The sequence below is a fragment of the Leptospira harrisiae genome, assembly GCF_002811945.1.
In the GTDB taxonomy this organism is placed as follows: domain Bacteria; phylum Spirochaetota; class Leptospiria; order Leptospirales; family Leptospiraceae; genus Leptospira_A; species Leptospira_A harrisiae.
In genome coordinates, this window is the sequence record NZ_NPDX01000001.1 from 991810 (window position 1) to 1011648 (window position 19839).

Genomic DNA, 19839 nt, shown 5'->3' on the forward strand with positions numbered 1-19839 from the left:
TCAGTTTAATCTTCGTCCGCTCCTTCTTCTTTTCCAAATCCGTATACATCTCCACGAAACCGAACTTTTCTGTTAATTCCAGGTTGGATTTTTCCCACTTCAAAAGTAAACTTCATTCTTTCCTTTCCTGATCGGTTGAAATAAAAGGAAGAGGTGAGAGAGATTTCAATAAAGTTTACCATTCGTTCTTTGGAAATTTTATCTGAGATACGAAATTCAGCAGGGTGGCCAATGATTTCATAGGATTCAAAACTTTCCTTTGATTCCATTTTTCCATAATGTTCCATGCGTGGTGGTTTGTAAAAACTTGGTCCATTTTTTAAAACAGTAATTGTATAATCTTCGCTATCGCGACTTTTTTTGAACTGAAAGATCAGGTGGTCTTCGGTAATGGCATTACAACGAGTGGCAAGGTTTCCGGTTTTGCTTCCGACATGGAAACTTGCAAATCGACTCAGTTCGTCAACGACGAGATCGTATTTGTCTCCTGTTTGGACAGGGATAAACCGGTCAGAATCTTTTCTGGAAATGACAGGGTGGATGAATTGGTTGTACACAACTAGTCCTAGTCCCAAAACGGCAACGGTCAACACTCCGCTAAGAACTAGGATGAAACTATCGAGAATGGCAATACTAAGAAACAAACTTACCTTTTTGTATCTACCTTATGGCTTTTGAGGGACGGTAGTGGGGTGCGTGTGACTAAAGAAAGTAAGTCTTTCACTTCTTCTGGTGAGATGATTTGGTTTAATTTCTCTTCCAAAGATGCCGGAGTTGGTTTTAATACCAAATCTTCTGGTTTCACTTTTGTTTCTAAATCTGTCTCTGCCTTCTCCAACTTTCGAACCTTGGGTGACTTTTCAGAGAAGGATTCCTTTCCTTCCTCCGATTGTTTCCCTGTTTGGGTTGGAATTGTAGGGGGAAGCGATGTGAGTGAGTTTCCTTGAATGTTAATTGTGTTCATTTTTCCCAAACCTCCGTGTTCAGGATCTGCTCTCTTGAGAAAAAATATCCTTTTCCCTCCCTCAGATTTTCGGACATTTCCCACTGGGCTTTAGTGAAAATCGATTTTTTTTTAGGTTTTTTCCGTTTGATTGCCCGCTTTATGGCCGGGAAGCTGGCAGGGATGGAAAATATTTTTAAAAAGTGGATGGAAAATCCCATCTCCAAAATCGTCCTAGCGACCAATTTCGTTTTCGCCCTTCTTTTTGTTGTCAGTGTTCCTTCTTTTGTTAAGGAATACATTACCCAAGATGCGGTCAGTATCGGCGGAAAAAAATATGACCTGAGCGATGTGAAAGAAACTTCCCCCATTGCTTATTCTAAGTTCCAATCGGAATACAAAAGTTTGATCAAAAACACATTAGGTGAGTTTGCTCAGGACAAATTATTTGAACTTGTTGCAAAAGATAAAAACATCAAACCTTCGGAAGTTTTAAAACAAGGTTTTAGTCCAACCGAACCATCAGAAGAAGATATCCTCAATGTGTATATGTCCAACAAGGATCAGTTAGGTGGAAAATCTTTGGATGAAACTAAGGATAAAATTATTGGATTTTTGAAAAGCCAACAAGAACAGGAACACAGTCGAGTTGTTTACCGAGACATCGTAACCAAATATCCGGTTGAGTTTTTAATCAAAGAACCACCTGCCGTAAGAGTGACAGTGGAAGAAAAAAATAACCCTTCTATTGGACCAAAAGATGCAAAAATTACAGTCATCGAATTTTCTGATTTTGAATGTCCATTCTGTAAACGAAGCCAAGAAGTGAACCAAAAACTCCGTGAAAAGTACAAAGGCCAAATTCGTTGGGTTTTCCGTGATTTTCCTCTTCCATTCCACCAAGATGCAATGTATGCGCATATGGCTGCCAACTGTTCCGTTTCAGATGGAAAGTATTGGGATGTGTTTAACTTGTTTTTTGAAAACAGCGGTAACTTAGGGAAATCAAATGTTGATGCATTGATTTCCAAAGCTGGAGTTTCAAGAGATAAATACCAATCTTGTATGAGAAATGCTTCTAATATAAAAGCCGAGATAGATGCGGACATCCAAGACGGTCAAAAAGTCGGTGTGAGTGGTACTCCTGCATTTTTTATCAATGGAATCTTTGTTTCGGGAGCATTACCTTTCGAAAACTTTGATGAGATCATCCAAAAAGAATTAAAACAATAATCATAAATTATAAAATTAAAGGAAAATTTATATGAGCAAAAAAGTAAAAGTTGCTGTTACTGGTGCTGCCGGACAAATCGGATACGCACTACTATTTCGTATCGCTTCAGGACAAATGTTTGGACCTGACACTGCAGTGGAACTCCAATTATTGGAATTAGAACAAGCTCTTCCTGCAGCCAAAGGTGTCATTATGGAATTGGATGACTGTGCTTTCCCTCTTTTGGAAAAAGTATCTGTATCTTCTAACATTGATGAGGCGTTTCGTGACATCAACTGGGCACTCCTTGTTGGTTCTGTTCCAAGAAAAGCGGGAATGGAAAGGGGAGACTTGCTTAAAATCAACGGTGGAATTTTTACAACACAAGGAAAAGCAATCGAAAAGAATGCAGCGAGTGATGTAAGAGTTCTTGTTGTGGGTAACCCATGTAATACAAACGCTCTCATTGCAATGAACAATGCAAAAGGTGTTCCATCTGACAGATGGTTTGCGATGACTGGTCTTGATGAAAATCGTGCAAAAACACAATTGGCGCAGAAAGCTGGTGTTCTTGTGAAAGATGTTTCGAATGTTGCGATTTGGGGAAACCACTCGGCAACGCAATACCCTGATTTCTATAATGCAAAAATCAAAGGAAAACCAGCTACTGATTTGATCTCTGACACAGAATGGTTAAAAGGTGATTTTATCTCTACTGTTCAAAAACGGGGAGCTGCCATCATCGCAGCACGCGGTGCCTCTTCTGCGGCATCAGCAGCAAACGCAGTTGTCGACACAGTGCATAACATTGTGACTCCTACAAAACCTGGTGATTGGTTCAGTGCTGCTTGCCACTCCAATGGAGAGTATGGTGTGGACAAAGGTCTTATCTTTGGATACCCACTCAAGTCTGATGGTAAAAAAGTAGAGATCGTCACTGGTCTTGAAATCAATGCCTTCGGAAAGGAAAAATTTGACATCACTCACAACGAGTTGAAAGAAGAAAGAAACGAAGTCAAAGACATGTTAGGTTAAAACCTTTTTAGTCTTTAGAGAATTCATTCTTTAAAGACTGGTTTGTTTGTAGTAAAGCTCGCTCCCCAAAAGGTAGCGGGCTTTTTTTATTTCTTACGAACCAAGGAACAGTTTTTGAAATTCATTTAAAAATTCCTTCGGTCTTTCCAAAAAAGGTAAGTGGCTACTGTTTTCCAACACAGTCATTTTGATATTTGAAAACTTTTTTAGAAACGGATCCCAAGTGTAATAAGGTGCCACCTGATAGTCTTCTTTCCCCATACAAATCCAAATCGGTATGGAAAGTTTTTGGAAGAATTCAGATACATCAATGTCTTGGAACACTTCACCAAATAAGTAATCAAAAGCCAGTTTGTTTGTATGGATTCCTTCCCAAAATTTTCTAGAAGGAAAGGGGACTTGGTAAAAACCTTTTGCCTCCAAACTGACGCAGTAATGGATAAAAAAATCCGAAGGAGATTCCTCGATATTTTTTTGAAATTGGATTAGGTTTTCCAAATGTGCTTCTTTGCGGAGATCAGATGCATGTTTTTGAAAATAAACTTCAGCCTCTAACATAGGACTTCCATGGCTTGGGCCAGTGGAGACCATCACAAGGTTTGTGACTTGGTCTGGATATTTCGCTGCATAAGCCAGAGCCATATACCCATGCCCGGAATGGCCAATTACAGGACAGGTTGGTATTTTTAATTCCGTTTGTATAAAACTAAAATCCTCTAAGAGTTTCTCCAAAGTATAATCTTCTTTTGTTTCTTTTATAGAACTGGTTCGTTTGGCAAACCCACGGTGATCCACCACTGTGATTTGGTATTTTTCCGTGATTTCCTTCGGGATGACTCTGGGATAATACAAAGCACTTCCAATCCAAAATAGAGGCGGGCCCTCTGTGTTATTTATTGCAACTTGGAGGGTAAATCCCTCTCTTTCGATCGTTTGGTGTATCCATTCCATAACATTTCCTTGGGTTTTTTAATATATCTATATAGTTGCAATATACAACTATATAGTTTACATTTGCAACTAAAAAAGCCTTGCAGTATTTTCAAAAATCATATGGACTGAGGTTGTGAAAGGGAAAGGAATCGCAGGTTATCTGGGGATTTATATGAGTGAAACCTTACTTCTTATGAGGCGGTTTCTTTCTGATGAATTTATAAAAAACAAAATTGGAATGAGGTTTGAAGAATGGATGTTACTGCTACCTTTAACTGAATCAGAAAATATAAATCAAAAAGAATTAAGTTTTCGTTTGGCTAAAGATAAAACTACCGTTTCCCGTCTTGTGGATGGCTGGGTCAGAAAGTCTTGGGTGAAACGAGTGGTTTCCGACTCAGACAAACGCAATTACCATTTACGTCTCACAAAAAAAGGCAAAGAGATTTGGGAGAAGGGGCTTCCTGTTGTCACTACCGCGGATCAAATTTTTCGAAAGGAACTAACGGATGTAGACGAGAAAGATCTTTTTTTACTTTTATTTAAAATTCAATCTTCCATACAATTTGCGAATCAAAAAACATAATGAAACTTCTCAACCGATAGGTTTTTTAGCAAAAAGAAATCGTTCTTTATTAGAACTGTCTAAAACGATTTTTGTATCTGTCAAACCTAAACTGGTTGCCATTTTTTCTAAATCCCTGATATACAAGGGATGGGTTTCCAACATCAATTTTCCACCTGGTTTCAGGCGTTTGGATGTGACATCTAACAATTGTTTGTGGAATTCGTTAAAATCTGATACAAAGAGTGCTAAATGTGGTTCATAGTCGAGGACATCAGGCATAATTTCCGGTTTTTCTGATTCCGGGATATAAGGGGGATTGGAAACAACCAAATCAAATAATAATTCTTTGGGGAGTGCTAAATCCAAATCAGAAACATAAAAACTGGTTCTGTCAGTTAAGTTGTATTTTTCCGCATTACGCCGGCTCACATCGATTGCTTTTTCGGAAAGGTCAGTAAGCGTCACAACACTCGTTGGTAGAAGTTGTGTAAGGCTAAGGCCAATACAACCACTCCCCGAACATAGGTCCCAAATTTGTAAAGGACTAGGTTCAGTGAGTGTAAGTTCTTCCCTTCTTTTCCAAAGGTAATCCACAAGTTCTTCGGTTTCTGGCCTAGGGATGAGAACATCTTCCGAAACAAAATATTCAAATTTATGAAAACCTTTTTTGCCAGTGATGTAAGCGACTGGTTTTCTTTTGCTTCGTTCTACAATTCGTTCTCTGTACAGATCAATTTCTTTTTGTCCGAGAGGCATTTCAAATTGGGAATAGAGTTTGATGCGGGGTAGGTTTAAAAGATCGGAAAGGATCCATTCTGCGTCCACGCGGGGATTTGGAATTTCTTTTTTCTCTAGAAATTCTGTAGATCGTTTGAGATAATATAGAAGGGTTCCTGGTTGTTCCGCCATAATTTTTGCCCCCAACAGGATTCGAACCTGTGTCCCCAGTTTAGGAAACTAGTGCTCTATCCACCTGAGCTATGGGAGCTTTTACGTAGGTTTACGTTTCTGATTCACTATCCTTTGGAAATCGGAGATATTGTGAATAACAATTTTATCCGGATAGAGATCTAGTTTGCCTGTTTTTACATACTGCATGAGCACCTTTTGGACTTCTCCAACAGGTTGGGCACACCAATTGGCAATGTCATCCACAGTAGCAGAAAGGATAATTTCATTATAAACATCATTGTTATACTGCTTTTCGTATAACATTACAAAGACGTCACAGACTTTTCCAATGATATCATCCATAAGAAGGATCATAAGGCGACGTTTTTGGTCATAAATCCGAAAGGAAAAAATATGAAGGAGTTTCATTGCCAGGGCTGGGTTTTTGGTCATTAACATTTCGAAATTGGCTCGGTTGAAGTTCAGAGCTTTCACTTCTGTCACCGCAATAGCAGTGGCAGAACGAGGTTGTTCTTCTAAAATGGCCATCTCTCCCAAAATATCCCCAGCTTCCAATACATCTAAGGTTTTGATACTGGTTCCAATGGTCTTTGTGATTTTTACCTTTCCTTCTTTGATGAGGTAAAAGTCGTTTCCTGGTTCATATTCACAAAATAAAACTTCGTTTGGTTGGAAAACTTTTCCAAACTTTCCAAACATAGCTTCTAACATTTGGTCGTTCACTATTTGCCTCCTTTGAGTTTGGATTTAGCATCTTCAGAGATACTATCATCCAAAGGTGGCATTTGAGTTACCTTTTGGAATAACTGCTTTGCTTTTTCTTTTTCCCCAGATGCTTCTGTAGCAAGCGCTAGGTGATAAAGATTTTCTTTGAGTAAAAGGCCTTTGGGGTATTTTTTTATGAAATTAGAAAAATGAGTAATGGCACCTGGGTAATCTTTAGCTTTGAAACTAGATTTTCCCATATAAAAAAGTGAATTTTCTACAAACTGTTCTTCTTCTTGAGTAACAGAATCTGTTCTTTCTGAAACTGTTTTAAACAGATCAATAGAATCGTCATACTTTCCCGCATTCATTAGAGTTGATGCTTTGTCATATTGGGAAAGAATTGAATTGGGATCCACGCTAGAACTGGAGTTTTGTGATGGAACTGCCATCGTTTTTAACATTTCTTGCAGTTTACCTGCATGGACTCCAGGTTCCGGTTTATAAACTAACTCTTGTATCGTGAGTGGGAAAGGTGTTTTTTTACGAGCTAAATCGACGAGTTGTCTTGCACGGTCTACGTACATTCCGTCCGGATAGTGTTGTAAATACTTTTCAAAAGCATAAGCGGCATGTTCAAAGTTTCCATTTTTGTAAAAAACTTCGGCCACATTCATGAGTTCGAAGGCTGGGTTCTTGGCTTCCCCTTGACCGAGGATTTCCCTAACTTGGCGATGCACCTGCCGGAGTTGGCTTGAGAAAACTTTGAGCATTTTGATGATGAGATGGGTTTTGTCTGAGACAAATTTCTCGAATTCAGGGACTTTGAAGACAAGAACTGTAGCGGCTCCTATGACTTGTGCGGTCTCTTCTCTAGGATAACGTCCGATGGCACTCTTCACTCCGAAAAACTCACCGAGTTTTACATCTTCTTTCAGTTCCACACCGTTGATATTCGTGTAAGTTAGTACAACACGACCTTTTTGTAGTACAAAGATATCCTCCGCCTTGTCTTTCTCGAAGTAGACGATGGAACCTCCTTTGTAATTACGTACTATGGGACCTGACAACTCATGCCTCGCTTGCGCTTCATTTTCAAAAATTAGGTAAAAAAGCCAAACTCTTTTTATAACCGACACTGTCAGAAACTTGTTTCAGGAGTTTTTTTGGTGAACCAGCTATCAGTTTAGTTTTACCATCAATGGAAAATTCTTCTGTTTCTAAACCGAAATGAAGAAAGAGTGACTTGTATTCTTCTGACCCATAAATGGGGTATCCATCAATCACTACAAGGTCAATGTGTTTCCAAGATAAATCCGAAACATTGATTTCTGATTTATTTTTACCATCGTTGACTACAAGTAAATCTGCCGAAAGGCCTGGCATGAGTGCATTTGGATTTCCTAATCGAAATGCTTTTCTTGGATTTTCTGTGACCATTTTGAGTAATGTAGATTCAGGTAATTCTTCTCCATACAACCCAAAGTAAATTGATTTTGCAGTTTTTAATTCTTCTAAAAGATTGATGGATCCACTTGGTGAAAAATCCGTCCCCAAACAAACGTTAACTCCCATATCTAAAAAGAGTTTGATGTTGGTAGTTTTTCCAAAGATATGAAGGTTCGATGTAGGGCACCAAACGACAGATGCACGTTTTTCTAATATTTTTTCTACCTCTTTTGGTCCAAAAGGTAAACAGTGGACGAGTACGGAATGTTCGCCAAGTGCATCCAACTTTTCTAACATTCGAAGAGATTGTTTGGACTCATCGTCTAATCCTTCTGCAAGATGTGTGACAAATGGTAAACCTGCATGTTCTGCCATTCGGTATTCTAATGCCGGTCCTTCTCCCCAACCTAAACTATAATTTCCAATCGAATGAGCGAGAGTGTAATCTGAGATTAGTTTGACAGGGAGAATTCCTCGAAATGGATTTTGAATGTAATGAGGTATGTGATCAAAAACCGTTGTGACTCCCGCAAATAAGTTTTTATAGGCACCCAAATAATATAAAATTTCTGGATCTACTTGTTGGCGTTCTGCAAAAACTCCTGAGCTTTTATACAAATTGTCATAAGACAACCAGGATTTGTGTTTTTCATTTCCTCCTACTTTTGGAAGGAAACTAGCAAGTAAGTGGTCGTGGGAATTGATCAAACCCGGATAGAGTTTTTTCCCTCTTAACGATAGGTTCAATGAATCTGGTTTAGGAGAGAGGTTTGTATCGATGGCAGAGATTTTTTCACCTTCCATCAAAAGATCCAAATTCTCTAACTTTCCATTTCGATACACAGTCCCAAATTGGAATAAGACGGAGTTAACCATTACATTCCTCCCTCTAAAATTCGTTCGGGATTAAGGTTTTGTTTTTGTTTGTTCACTTGGAAGTAGAGGCCCTTGTCTTTGGATAAAATTCCAAGTCGATCCTTTGATTTCACTTGTTGTCCTTCGGTGACTTGGATTCGTTCCATGTTTCCATAGACAGAGTAGAGTCCGTTCTGGTGCTCTAAGATCACAAAGTTTTCATACCCATCCATATAATCTACGTGAACTACTTTTCCGGGTAGGCTTGCTCGAACGAGAGAAGAACTGCCTCTTTGGAATTGAATGCCTTTATGGGGGTCATAAGTCAGTTCGGAAAACTTCTTTGTGATTCGTTCTTTTTGTATTAAGGGGTAAGAAGGTTTTTCTTTGATCAGAGATTCTGGAGAAAGAGTTACGGTTTCATTCCCTTTTGGGATGCGAAGGAGTTCTCTTTCGTAAAGGTTTTCTTTTGTGGTGCGACCGTTTAACTTGGCTAAGGTTTCTGCAGAAATTTTAAACTTTTTTGCAATCCCAAACCAGGAATCGCCTTTGGTCACTCGGTAGGAAGAGGGAATTTCAGACTTTGGGCTCTGCTTGGATACAATAGAAGTTCCAAAGAGCATGGCCAAAAAAAATAGAAAGTATCGAAGGTTTCGCATTCTCTGTCCCTTTTAGAAGTATCGACAGCTAAAAGAGAGAGGGCAATAAAAAAGGCGGGTTGACCCGCCTTTTCCAAAATCAAACCAAAGGAGGAAGGGTTTATTCCTCTTCTTTGTTGTTGACCTTGTATTTTTTCATCAGTTCGTCCGCTACGTTTCTTGGAACTGGAGCATACTTGGAAAATTCCATAGCAAACTCTGCCTTTCCTTGGGTAGAAGAACGAAGCACTGTAGAGTAACCAAACATATCCGCGAGTGGAACTTCTGCTTCAATCTTAGCATAACCATTTTCTTCGCTAGTGTTTAAGATCATACCACGTCTTTGGTTGACTGAAGCAAGGATCGCACCTTGGAATTCAGTTGGTCCTTCTACTTCCACTCTCATGATAGGTTCGAGAATGATTGGAGCTGCTTTTCCAAATCCTTGGCGGAATCCGTAACGAGCACCAATTTGGAAGGCCATATCCGATGAATCCACATCATGGTAAGCACCGTCATTGATCACACAACGAACTCCAATGATAGGGAATCCAATGAGAGATCCTCTTTCTAAACAAGAACGGAAACCCTTATCACAAGATCCGATGTATTCGCGAGGGATGGAACCACCGACAACTTTATCAACGAATTCGTAATTCTTTCCTTCTTCTTGTGGGATTGGTTCAATGAATCCAGCCACACGAGCGAATTGACCTTGACCACCCGTTTGTTTTTTATGCGTGTAATCAAATTCTGCTGACTTAGTAATCGTTTCACGATAAGCAACTTGCGGTGCTCCTGTTACTAGATCTACACCATATTCACGTTTCATACGTTCGATATAAACTTCGAGGTGGAGTTCTCCCATCCCTTTGATGATGGTTTGACCAGACTCTTTATCGATTTCTGTTTGGAAGGTAGGATCTTCCTTAGTGAAACGGTTGAGAGCTTTCGCAAGGTTTGGAAGTTGTTTCGATTCTTTACATTCAATTGTAAGAGAGATTACTGGGTTTGGAACAAACATGGACTCGAGAGTCACTTTTGCTTTTCCATCAGTGAATGTATCCCCTGATGCACAATCAATACCAAATAGAGCTACGATATCTCCAGCTTCCGCTTTTGAAATATCTTCCATATCGTTTGAGTGCATACGAACAAGACGACCAATGTTATGGCGTTTGTTGTTAGAAGAGTTGTAAATCGTCATACCTTTTTCAAGTCTACCTTGGTAAACACGAACATAAGTTAACTGACCGTAACGACCGTCTTCTAATTTGAATGCAAGGCAAACCAATGGTTTTTCTGGATCGGATTCTAAGTTGAATTCGTTTTCTTCGTTTCCGATTTCTTTTGCTTTGTTCTCAACATCATAAGGAGAAGCAAGGTAATCTGCCACACCATCAAGAAGTCTTTGGACTCCTTTGTTTTTGAAAGCAGAACCCATAAATACAGGAACAAATTTAAGTGCAAGAACACCACGACGAATGGCTTCTTTCACTCGTGCTTCCGAAGGAGCACCTTCTAACAATTCTTCGGTGAGTTCATCACTGAAAAGAGAAACGGCATCAAGAAGCGCTTCTCGTTTTTCGTTTGCTAGTTCTTTTAACTCATCTGGGATATCAGTGATTTTGATATCTTGTCCGTTTGGACCTTCGAAGTAATACGCTTTCATCTCCACTAGGTCAACGATTCCCTTTAGGTCGTTTTCGAGACCGATAGGAAGTTGTACTGCATGAGCATTGAGGTGGAGTTTTTCACGAAGTTGTTCGATCACGCGCCATGGGTTTGCACCCGTTCTATCAAGTTTGTTGATAAAAGCAACACGCGGAACGCTATAACGTTTCATCTGACGGTCAACTGTGATGGATTGTGACTGAACACCAGCAACACCACAAAGAACCATAATGGCAGAGTCAAGTACACGTAAGGAACGTTCTACTTCAATCGTGAAGTCAACGTGGCCCGGAGTATCAATGATGTTGATGGTTATGTCTTTCCAAGTAGCATAAGTTGCTGCCGATTGGATTGTGATCCCTCTTTCTCTTTCGAGGTCCATACTATCCATAGTGGCACCCACGCCATCTTTACCACGTACTTCGTGGATAGCGTGGATTTTGTTCGTATAAAATAAAATACGTTCAGTGAGGGTTGTTTTACCCGAGTCAATGTGTGCGGAAATTCCGATGTTACGGATTTTTTCCATTTTAGGGTCGCGTTTGGTTTCTGTCGCAGAGGTCATATTTTCCTCAAAAATAAGGTTAGAGTTGAATTGATTCTACCAAAATCTGAAATGGACTGCGTTTGTAAAGTACTTGGGATTTTTGGTCAAAGGGAAAATCCTGGAGAAATTAGAGATTCAGGGTATATGCCACTAGCGCGCTTCAATCGATTTTTTCGAACATTGTCCTTTGCCCGAGTGGTTTGTTTGGGGTTTTTTGCCGCCATCCTCCTTGGTTCCTTCGCCATCTATATTTCCGAATTGGGAGAGCTTTCCTATGTGGATAGTTTTTACCTTTCGGCTTCTTCGATTTGTGTGACAGGACTTTCTCCCGTTCCCCTTTCTGGTTTAGAACATTCCACCCATTGGATTATGCTTTTTCTCATCCAACTTGGGGGACTTGGGATCATCAGTTTTACCGTAATTGTTGGATTTCTCATTACCCAAGGAATTTCTAGAAATGCTCGTTTCAATGCCTTTGTGGGAGCAGCCATTGACACCCAAGCCGAAACCGAATCTCTTGCTACAAACGAAGTCAATCGGATGTTACTCTCTATTATCAATATTTCTTTTACGTTAGAAATTTTGGGAGCCATCGGATTGTATTTGCATATGCCCGATGGGGTGGAAGGCGGGAATACTCGTTGGTTCTTTTCTTTATTCACTGCAATTTCTTCCTTTAATAACGCCGGTTTTTCGGTCACGGATGATCTCAGCGCTTTAAGACTGGATCCATTTTCCTTATACATTGTTTCTGGCCTTGTAATTTTTGGAGGGATTGGATTCCCAGTGATCATCCTTTTGGAAAAATTCCTCCTAACAGTCTTTGTTCGGATTGTATACCGCATTGAAGTGATGGCCGAAACTTTGATGATGGAAAAAGCATTAAAAACTGGGAATGTTCCTAGATTTTTGTTACTGCCAGCGCAGTTCTCCGCATTTTTAGAAAATCGTATCGGAGACTATAACAAACATTTGAGGGGGGAAACCACAAGGATCCAATCCAAAGTCCTCGTTTATGGATCTTTCGCATTGTTATTGTTTGGTTTTGTTGGGATCTATTTTTTAGAAAAATCAAATCCGCATACATTTCATGGGTTAGCTCTCGTTGATAAAATCTCCAATGCATTTTTTATGTCCGTTTGTTCTCGTACAGCAGGATTTTCAACAATGGATTTGGGGCATTTGAATGATGCTACCGTCATTATCATTACCGTTTTAATGTTTATTGGTGGTGGCCCTCAAGGAACTGCCGGTGGTATTAAAATTACCACCTTTGTTTTGTTACTTGCCTATTTAAAAAATGTAATTCAACCTTCTAAACCAGTAATGTTATTTGGAGAAACAGTTTCCAAAAACTCTGTTGCTGTCGCCATTCGTGTTTACTTTCTTGCCACCATTGCTTTGGCTTTTGTTTTTATTTTCCTAGGGATTTTGGACCAAAACCAACATTCACTTCATGTAATCTTTTTTGAACTGATTTCTTCTTTTTCCACAGTTGGTTATAGTTTGAACTTAACATCCCAACTGGGAGACATTGAAAAGATTTTTTATGCTGCCGTGATGTATGTGGGCCGTGTGGGAATTTTTACTGTCCTCATTGCAGCGACAGGCCACTCCGGAGTTCCTAAAATGGGAACTGTGGATGATGGTGTGAAAATCCAAGTCGGTTAGAATGGACATAAAAATCAGTTTTAGTATTTTGAGGATAGAGAAGACTTGGTATTTGTGAAATTAAGCATTCGAGATCTTTTGTTTTCGCCTTGGAAAGCTCCAGTTTTGGAGCATGAGGAACTAAAGTTTGAGGAAGAGAAAAAATCTCAGAAAATAAAACTGACCCAGATCGAGTCTCGATTGGAGTCGGTGGAACTTCTATTGTCAAATGAGAAGTTAGAAGATGCAAAACTTCTGTTCCGAGTTTTGGCCTTCGACTTAGTTTCCTTTCAATTAAGACGAACCAACCAAAAGGAAATCCCTTTGGATGGGAATTTAAACGGTTTTGTAATTCCTGAATCAGATCGAAAACTAAAACCATTCGGATTTATCAAATCTTTAGACCAAGTTCCAAATTTTAGTGATAAGGAAATGGATGAGATTTTGTCTTCTGCTGTTGATACTTTTGAATATCTTTTGTATGAATCCAAAAAAGAATTCAAAACTCGTTACCTTACAAATTTAGACCAGTTTCGGTTCATCAAACAAATTCGATTTTTATTACTCAGTGCATTCTTTTCTTTTTCTATTTTGGGGTTCATCTACTACCAATTCAAATTCCCACAGATGAAAGACCAATCCATCAAATTGTATAGTTTTATCAGTAAGGAGAAACCAGAGACTTCAGAATCTTTGATGGTTTCCCAACCTGTTTTGAAAAAAGACATTGGCAGTTGGGTTGCGTATGAATGGACATTACCTGAATCTATGTCTGCATTTGGTGGCCTTAGGATCGATCCGTTGGAACAAAGAGGAATTCGATTTACCTTAGACCAAATCACTATTTTGGATTCAAAAGGCAAAGAGTTGTATCAAAAAAAGTTTGTCGTAAGTTCTAGTATGTTACCGGAAGATTACCAAGATTATTTGCAGATTTTGGATATAAAAACGGCAGGCAAACAAACTCCAGGTGAACTGGTGGAGATGGTGACCACTGGTAAAGATCCACAAATCCATTTGGTGTTTCCAATCCTTACGGATGCAAAAACGATCAAATTAAAAATGAAATACATTGAAGCCCATAAAGTGAAGAAAAAATGATCTACCTATACCTCAAATTGATGCGTGTCCCTCAGTGGGTAAAAAATATTATCCTTTTTGCCGGATTGATTTTTTCTAAAAAAATCTTCGAACTTCCTTCGTTAACAAAAGTTTGTTTGGCTTTCCTTTGTTTTTCGTTAGTGGCAAGTTGCCAATATGTTTTCAACGATTTTTTGGATCAAAAAGAAGATGCCAAACATCCTGAAAAAAAACATAGGCCACTCGCCAGTGGAGAATTGGATTCAGGAATTGCATTGGCAATCACCGGAGTCATCCTACCTGTTGCGCTCATCGGTGCTTATAAACTTTCACCTGTTTTCTTTTACCTAACGATCTTCTACTTACTCTTTAACATGTTATATAGTAAGGTTTTGAAACACATAGTAATTCTGGATGTAATGAGTATCTCCATTGGATTTGTGTTACGTGCTATAGCAGGCGCAGTAGTGATTGGTGTGGAATTTTCTCATTGGTTGTTACTTTGTACATTTATGTTGGCCCTTTTCTGGGGATTTTCCAAACGTCGCGGAGAAATCAATATCCTAAAAACGGACGCAGGCAAACACAGAAAGATTTTGGAAGAGTATTCTATAGAGTTTTTGGATTTGATGATGGCTGTGGTGGCCACCTTAACTCTTGTGAGTTATGTGATGTATGCAGTCAGTCCCGAAACTGCAAAAAGTTTAGGAACACCTTATATGGTGTATACTGTTCCTATTGTTGTGTATGCTATCTTTCGTTCTCTCTATATCATTTATATTAAGAACATGGGTCATAACCCAACTAAGGCCATTCTCACGGACGTCAGCGTTCTTGTTTCTGGGTTTATTTGGTTACTCCTCATCTTATTTTTAATGTTTGGGAACATATCGGGCCATACCCCAGTCTTACAATAGAGACTATGAAAATTTGGAAGCAGTTACCGTATGGATGGAAGGTGGTCTCCGCCTTTGTTTTCTTTTTTTCGACCACCCTTTGTTTTGCTTACTTTAAGGGGAGGGACACACATCCCGGTGTTCCCATTGAAATCCTTGCCACTACGCCGACGGAAGCCAATTCATGGAAGGGTCACCCCAAGGTTGTGTATTTTTGGGCGACCTGGTGCACTGTTTGCAAAGCTTATGGCCCGATCTTAGATGCTAATATAAAGTTTTTACCAAAATCCATCATCTTTCTCTCTGTTTTAGAAGCAGAAGACTCTGAAGAAACTAAAGACATTTTGACAAAACTCACCCCAGATGCAAAACATCCGATTTATGCAGCCGACTACAGAATGTTAAAGGAATGGAGGATTTCTGCTTATCCTACGACTGTTTTTCTGAACGAAGAGGGACAGGTGGTGTTTTCGGATACGGGAATCTTAAGCCCGCTTGGGTTTTGGTTGCGAACTTTTCTTTTGCGCTTTTTTTAAACTGTCGATGATATAACATGGATTCTTCTTTCAAACCCAAACCGCTTTTGAACAAGTCGGAACTCCGACAAATCAAACGCAGTAAAACTCGGGTCGAAGGAAAAAAGGTCATCACTGATGACGTAAAAAAACTCAAATCCCTCAAGGTCACACCTGAGCTCAGTTTCCAAGAATCACTAGATTACTACAAAGAACCAATTTGGATCGAATACTACATTCCAAAAGAATCTAGGTTTGCATTTGAAACCAAATATCTATTTATCCTTCTCGTAGATCCAACCATTACGGATGAGCTTTGTGATGCGGAAAGAAAACGAGCCTCTGCCAATCGTGAAATAGTAGATGTATTTGCTTATATGGAATCCCACCCCGAAGCCATTAGGCTCATTGAAGATTCCTATCATTCTACGATATCCATGCATGAAACCGTACATCATATCTTTAAAGCCTATAAAGAAACGGGAGCGACAGAAGATTTAAAAACTGCCTGTTATTTAACGGAAGCACTTTTGAAATATGAACCAACCATTGCAGGCCTTACTTATTTCAGAGACTATGTAATTTATAATTTAAATTTTTTCATCCGCACTCTGAACCGATTGAAGATCGAATTTGCATTGGAAGATGCAACCGTTTCGTTACTCATCAAACGCAGAAATGAATTTTGGGAGTTGGAAAATCGGACAGAAGACGAAGATTTTGATTTGCTAGCAGCCTTGTTTTTTGAGCAGGCTTTCCCCAATCGTGGTGCAGGTGAACTTTCTAGTGATGATATGTTACTTTTTGAATAATTTGTATTTCACTTCGTTACATAAACCAACTAAATAATCCTAAAAGATTTTCTGTTTCCGGGAAAACCATTTCATTTTTGATGATGGTAGTATCTGTGAGTTGCATGGAAACGGGAATTTTTTTTTCTTGGAAGGTAAAACTTAACTTTGAAACTGATTTTGTTGTTTCTTTCCAATTGGTTTGGATTTTGGATTCTTCGGCCAAAGGAAAACTATGGATTAGTACGTTCCAAAAATCAGATTTAGAAACCAACACTTCTGAAATGTTCCCGATTCCTGTTTTTAAATCTCTATAGAGATGTTCTTTCATAAAATCTTTGATTCCAATGGATAAAAACTGTTTTTCACTTTTGAGTTTGGAAAGACCTGGGACTGTAATATGTGGATCAATCACATCCCAATCCAAAATAAGAAAATGACACGGTCCAGTTTGGATCCTTTTGAGAAGAAATTCTAAATTACCTTCCGTATACACTGTTTGGCCCATAGTTCTCAAAAAAACTGACAGATGTTTGTCGAAGTTTTGGTCTTTTGTGTATATGACCCAGGTCAATTTTGACAAAGGTAAGGACTTAGATGGTAAAGTATGTATTTTAGTAAATGGATTTTCCCATAACAAAGAAACACCATTGTCTTTATAATATTCTTTTTCTTCTTTTGTAAAACTACCACATAATATTGGTTCAATGCTCCAATCCAATAATTCTTTTGCAATTTCTGGTGTTGGTTTTGAAAAAAGTCGAATTGAATCTGGATGGTCTTTCCAAGTTTTCCCTGTACATTCTTTAACGACGAAACCTTGAACTTGTAACCATGTTACAATCAGGTTTTTTTCTGTGTCGGGAAGTTGTGTCAAAACAGCACCGAATAGAGTGTCCATTACGATTGTATTTTAGTTGACCCCCTAGGCTTGAAAGTCATTTTAAAAAACATCTCCGATGAAGCTCCTCAAACGATACGCAAACCGAAGACTTTATGATCCAGAAACAAGCTCCACCATCACACTGGAAGATGTGGCAAAGATGATCATCGGGGGAGATGAAATCAAAGTCCAAGACAATATGACAGGAGAAGACATCACTCCTAAAATTTTGGGACAAACTTTTCTTAAGGTGAGTCTCGGGCAAAGAAACGAAGACTTTTCTAACTTTATGTTAACCTCCCTCATTCGGGAAACTGGGCGTGATGTCTCCGGTCTTTTTGAACGTTTGATTCTCGGTGGAATTGGGGCCAATTATCTGACTTCGGAACGACTGGAAAAAATCGTAAATTCGATGGTGGAACTTGGTGAACTCAAAGAGGCAGATTTTAGCCACTACCGTGAAGATCTTTTGCGCAAAATGGCTTCCAGAGCCAGTGAAAAAAAAGAACAAATCCAAAGAGATTTGGAAAAGTTCAGCCAATCCATTTTGGAAGAAGACAAAGCTACCCTTGGTGATCTTTCTGAAAAATTAAAAGAAGTCGCAGAAAAATTGAAGGAAAATTGACGAAAAACGAAGAGAAAATCCGTCCCAACCTAAAGGCGGTTTAGAATGATTCGAAAGTCTTTTTTGTTATTTTGTATTCTCTTGGTCCCTGCAGTTTTGTTTGCAGAAACGGACGATCGTTTTTTTGAAATCCAACGCACTCGACTTTCTTCCTCTAATGTATTCGAAATACGTGATGCAATTGACAAACTTACGTTTGTTAAATCAAACCAAGGGATTCGTGATATCATTGCCGCAATGGAAGGTTCTCCGAATTTTCCGACAAGTCCCGGAAATGCTCCAGCTGTTAAATTTTACGCAGCACAAGCCCTCGGGAAAAAAGGGAACAAAATCGCCATTCCTTATTTGATTAAAACTTACCAAAAAGAATCAGCAAATATTCCGGAACACAACCCACGAATCCGCAGAACTTGGAAGGACGGAGTGGCTGATAGCAGTTCTCCTTCCAGTCCGTATTTTTATGAGGATGGCGATATTCCCATCACATTGGCTTGTGGTGAAATTTTACGGGCCTTAGGTTCTTTGCCTCTCACTCCTGAGTCAGAATCAACAATCAAATCTGCTCTCACGAGTCCTAATTTTTATCTACGTAGTGCCGCAGCCGATGCCCTGTATCTTGCAGGAAAAAAAGAGTCATTACCAAGTTTGGTGGATGCTTTGGGAAAAGAAACCGTCCCTTATTCCAAAATTTCGATTCTTTCGGCCATGGTTGGGTTGGAACGATTGCCAAACCAAAATTATAAATCTGTTTTGGAATCTCTCACTGATAAAGATCCAGAGGTACGAGGAAAGGCGTCAGATGCTCTTCGCCGATTGGACTTCAGTATCTCTGCACCTTACTTAGAAAAGGTGATTCAGTCTGAGAATGACTCTAAGGTTTTAAAACAAATGAAATCAGATTACCAATTTCTCGTTTCCTTTCATACTCCATAAGTTTTCTATTTTTCATTGTGGACAAATCCGCTTTTTCCACTAAAATGTGACAGAGCGGAGAAATTATGAAAATAAATAGCATTCTAGAAGCCATCGGGAATACACCTCACGTACGTTTGTCACGACTTTTTGGTACCGACCATGAAGTGTATATGAAACTCGAAAGACAAAATCCTGGTGGATCTATCAAAGATCGGATTGCTCTTGCGATGATTGAAGAAGCAGAGAAATCAGGAAAATTAAAAAAAGACTCTTTTATAGTAGAACCAACTTCAGGTAACACCGGTATCGGCCTTGCAATGGTAGCAGCTGTTAAAGGTTATGCGATCACGCTTGTGATGCCAGAACATATGTCTGTAGAAAGAAGAAGAATTATGGCAGCTTATGGTGCTAAGTTCGAACTCACTCCGAGAGAAAAAGGAATGCCAGGTGCGATTGCAAAAGCTCAAGAAATTGTTGCAGCCAATCCCAATGCATGGATGCCACAACAGTTTGAAAACGAAGCCAACATCCAAGTCCATAGAGAAAAAACTGCGGAAGAAATTGCAAAAGATTTCCCTGATGGTTTGGATTATATCATTACTGGAGTTGGTACTGGTGGACATATCACTGGATGTGCTGAAAACTTAAAAAAGAGATTTCCAAAACTGAAAGTTTTTGCTGTGGAACCAGAAGGATCTCCAGTTCTCAGTGGTGGTAAACCTGGCCCACACCCTCTCCAAGGAATCGGTGCAGGATTCATTCCTAAAAACTGTAAAACAGAGTTACTCGATGGAATCATCACAGTTGGCAAAGATGAAGCATTCACTATGGCTGTTCTTGCTGCCAAAAAGGAAGGAATTTTTATTGGAACATCGTCTGGTGCCAGTCTTGCCGCAGTTTCAAAAAAACTTAAAGAAATTCCTGCTGGTTCGAAGGTTCTTACTTTCTGTTATGATACAGGAGAAAGATATTTATCCGTTGAAGGTTTGTTCGTTTAATAGGATTTTCAGAT

At 39.2% G+C, this 19839-nt stretch carries 21 protein-coding genes and 1 tRNA gene; 11 read left to right on the forward strand and 11 right to left on the reverse strand.

Annotation, left to right across the window (positions count from 1 at the left end; translation table 11 throughout):
• Window positions 1-5 precede the first annotated feature (5 nt).
• Entirely contained in the window at window positions 6-644 is a 639-nt protein-coding gene (locus CH364_RS04580; protein ID WP_100742402.1) for a hypothetical protein, read from the reverse strand.
• Window positions 645-646: 2 nt separating this feature from the next.
• Window positions 647-964: a hypothetical protein gene (locus CH364_RS04585; protein WP_100743412.1), complete on the reverse strand. Its 318-nt coding sequence runs from the start codon at window positions 962-964 to the stop codon at window positions 647-649.
• A 162-nt stretch (window positions 965-1126) separates the two neighbouring features.
• Between CH364_RS04585 and CH364_RS04590 the strand changes: the two genes are divergently transcribed.
• Together CH364_RS04590 and CH364_RS04595 are read left to right on the forward strand one after the other, a co-directional pair.
• Entirely contained in the window at window positions 1127-2176 is a 1050-nt protein-coding gene (locus tag CH364_RS04590; protein WP_100743413.1) for a DsbA family protein, read from the forward strand.
• 31 nt (window positions 2177-2207) lie between these two features.
• The gene (locus CH364_RS04595; RefSeq protein WP_100742403.1) at window positions 2208-3191 is read left to right on the forward strand and encodes a malate dehydrogenase; all 984 of its coding nucleotides are present in this window, start codon (window positions 2208-2210) and stop codon (window positions 3189-3191) included.
• A 93-nt stretch (window positions 3192-3284) separates the two neighbouring features.
• Here CH364_RS04595 and CH364_RS04600 read toward each other — a convergent pair whose 3' ends face one another.
• A complete protein-coding gene (locus CH364_RS04600) occupies window positions 3285-4142 on the reverse strand; it encodes an alpha/beta fold hydrolase (protein WP_100742404.1) in 858 nt (285 codons plus the stop codon).
• A 154-nt stretch (window positions 4143-4296) separates the two neighbouring features.
• On the opposite strand from CH364_RS04600, the gene CH364_RS04605 reads away from it, so the two are divergent.
• The gene (locus tag CH364_RS04605) at window positions 4297-4710 is read left to right on the forward strand and encodes a MarR family winged helix-turn-helix transcriptional regulator (RefSeq protein WP_100742405.1); all 414 of its coding nucleotides are present in this window, start codon (window positions 4297-4299) and stop codon (window positions 4708-4710) included.
• A 9-nt stretch (window positions 4711-4719) separates the two neighbouring features.
• On the opposite strand, the gene prmC is transcribed toward CH364_RS04605, so the two are convergent.
• The 7 genes from prmC to fusA form a co-directional block, all read right to left on the reverse strand.
• Complete coding sequence (prmC, locus tag CH364_RS04610) at window positions 4720-5601, reverse strand: peptide chain release factor N(5)-glutamine methyltransferase (protein WP_100742406.1); 882 nt, start codon at window positions 5599-5601, stop codon at window positions 4720-4722.
• Window positions 5602-5607: 6 nt separating this feature from the next.
• Window positions 5608-5680, reverse strand: a tRNA-Arg gene (locus tag CH364_RS04615).
• A gap of 2 nt (window positions 5681-5682) precedes the next feature.
• Window positions 5683-6315: a Crp/Fnr family transcriptional regulator gene (locus CH364_RS04620; RefSeq protein WP_035983956.1), complete on the reverse strand. Its 633-nt coding sequence runs from the start codon at window positions 6313-6315 to the stop codon at window positions 5683-5685.
• 11 nt (window positions 6316-6326) lie between these two features.
• Window positions 6327-7379: a tetratricopeptide repeat protein gene (locus CH364_RS04625; protein WP_100743414.1), complete on the reverse strand. Its 1053-nt coding sequence runs from the start codon at window positions 7377-7379 to the stop codon at window positions 6327-6329.
• A gap of 25 nt (window positions 7380-7404) precedes the next feature.
• Window positions 7405-8634, reverse strand: coding sequence for an amidohydrolase family protein (locus CH364_RS04630; protein ID WP_100742407.1), 1230 nt, complete (start codon window positions 8632-8634; stop codon window positions 7405-7407).
• Window positions 8634-9272, reverse strand: coding sequence for an LIC_10271 family cell wall hydrolase (locus CH364_RS04635; RefSeq protein ID WP_100742408.1), 639 nt, complete (start codon window positions 9270-9272; stop codon window positions 8634-8636). Before CH364_RS04635 ends, CH364_RS04630 begins: the two co-directional genes overlap by 1 nt.
• A gap of 100 nt (window positions 9273-9372) precedes the next feature.
• Window positions 9373-11490 (reverse strand): elongation factor G, encoded by a 2118-nt coding sequence (gene fusA, locus CH364_RS04640; RefSeq protein ID WP_100742409.1) that lies wholly within the window; start codon window positions 11488-11490, stop codon window positions 9373-9375.
• Window positions 11491-11616: 126 nt separating this feature from the next.
• Between fusA and CH364_RS04645 the strand changes: the two genes are divergently transcribed.
• Genes CH364_RS04645 through CH364_RS04665 form a run of 5 tightly spaced genes read left to right on the forward strand, consistent with a single transcriptional unit; the run spans window position 11617 to window position 16425 of the window.
• Window positions 11617-13143 (forward strand): potassium transporter TrkG, encoded by a 1527-nt coding sequence (locus tag CH364_RS04645; protein ID WP_100743415.1) that lies wholly within the window; start codon window positions 11617-11619, stop codon window positions 13141-13143.
• A 45-nt stretch (window positions 13144-13188) separates the two neighbouring features.
• Window positions 13189-14223, forward strand: coding sequence for a hypothetical protein (locus tag CH364_RS04650; protein WP_100742410.1), 1035 nt, complete (start codon window positions 13189-13191; stop codon window positions 14221-14223).
• A complete protein-coding gene (locus CH364_RS04655; RefSeq protein WP_100742411.1) occupies window positions 14220-15119 on the forward strand; it encodes a decaprenyl-phosphate phosphoribosyltransferase in 900 nt (299 codons plus the stop codon). Before CH364_RS04650 ends, CH364_RS04655 begins: the two co-directional genes overlap by 4 nt.
• Window positions 15120-15124: 5 nt before the next feature.
• Window positions 15125-15634: a TlpA family protein disulfide reductase gene (locus CH364_RS04660; protein ID WP_100742412.1), complete on the forward strand. Its 510-nt coding sequence runs from the start codon at window positions 15125-15127 to the stop codon at window positions 15632-15634.
• Window positions 15635-15651: 17 nt separating this feature from the next.
• The gene (locus CH364_RS04665) at window positions 15652-16425 is read left to right on the forward strand and encodes a hypothetical protein (RefSeq protein WP_100742413.1); all 774 of its coding nucleotides are present in this window, start codon (window positions 15652-15654) and stop codon (window positions 16423-16425) included.
• A gap of 16 nt (window positions 16426-16441) precedes the next feature.
• On the opposite strand, the gene CH364_RS04670 is transcribed toward CH364_RS04665, so the two are convergent.
• Complete coding sequence (locus CH364_RS04670; protein ID WP_100742414.1) at window positions 16442-17305, reverse strand: hypothetical protein; 864 nt, start codon at window positions 17303-17305, stop codon at window positions 16442-16444.
• 58 nt (window positions 17306-17363) lie between these two features.
• On the opposite strand from CH364_RS04670, the gene CH364_RS04675 reads away from it, so the two are divergent.
• The 3 genes from CH364_RS04675 (at window position 17364) to cysK (ending at window position 19825) form a co-directional block, all read left to right on the forward strand.
• The gene (locus CH364_RS04675; RefSeq protein ID WP_100742415.1) at window positions 17364-17912 is read left to right on the forward strand and encodes a polyhydroxyalkanoate synthesis regulator DNA-binding domain-containing protein; all 549 of its coding nucleotides are present in this window, start codon (window positions 17364-17366) and stop codon (window positions 17910-17912) included.
• Window positions 17913-17957: 45 nt separating this feature from the next.
• Window positions 17958-18845, forward strand: coding sequence for a HEAT repeat domain-containing protein (locus CH364_RS04680; protein WP_100742416.1), 888 nt, complete (start codon window positions 17958-17960; stop codon window positions 18843-18845).
• Window positions 18846-18910: 65 nt separating this feature from the next.
• Window positions 18911-19825 carry a cysteine synthase A gene (cysK, locus tag CH364_RS04685; protein WP_100742417.1) on the forward strand — a complete coding sequence of 305 codons (915 nt, stop codon included), beginning with the start codon at window positions 18911-18913 and terminating at the stop codon, window positions 19823-19825.
• Window positions 19826-19839: the final 14 nt, after the last annotated feature.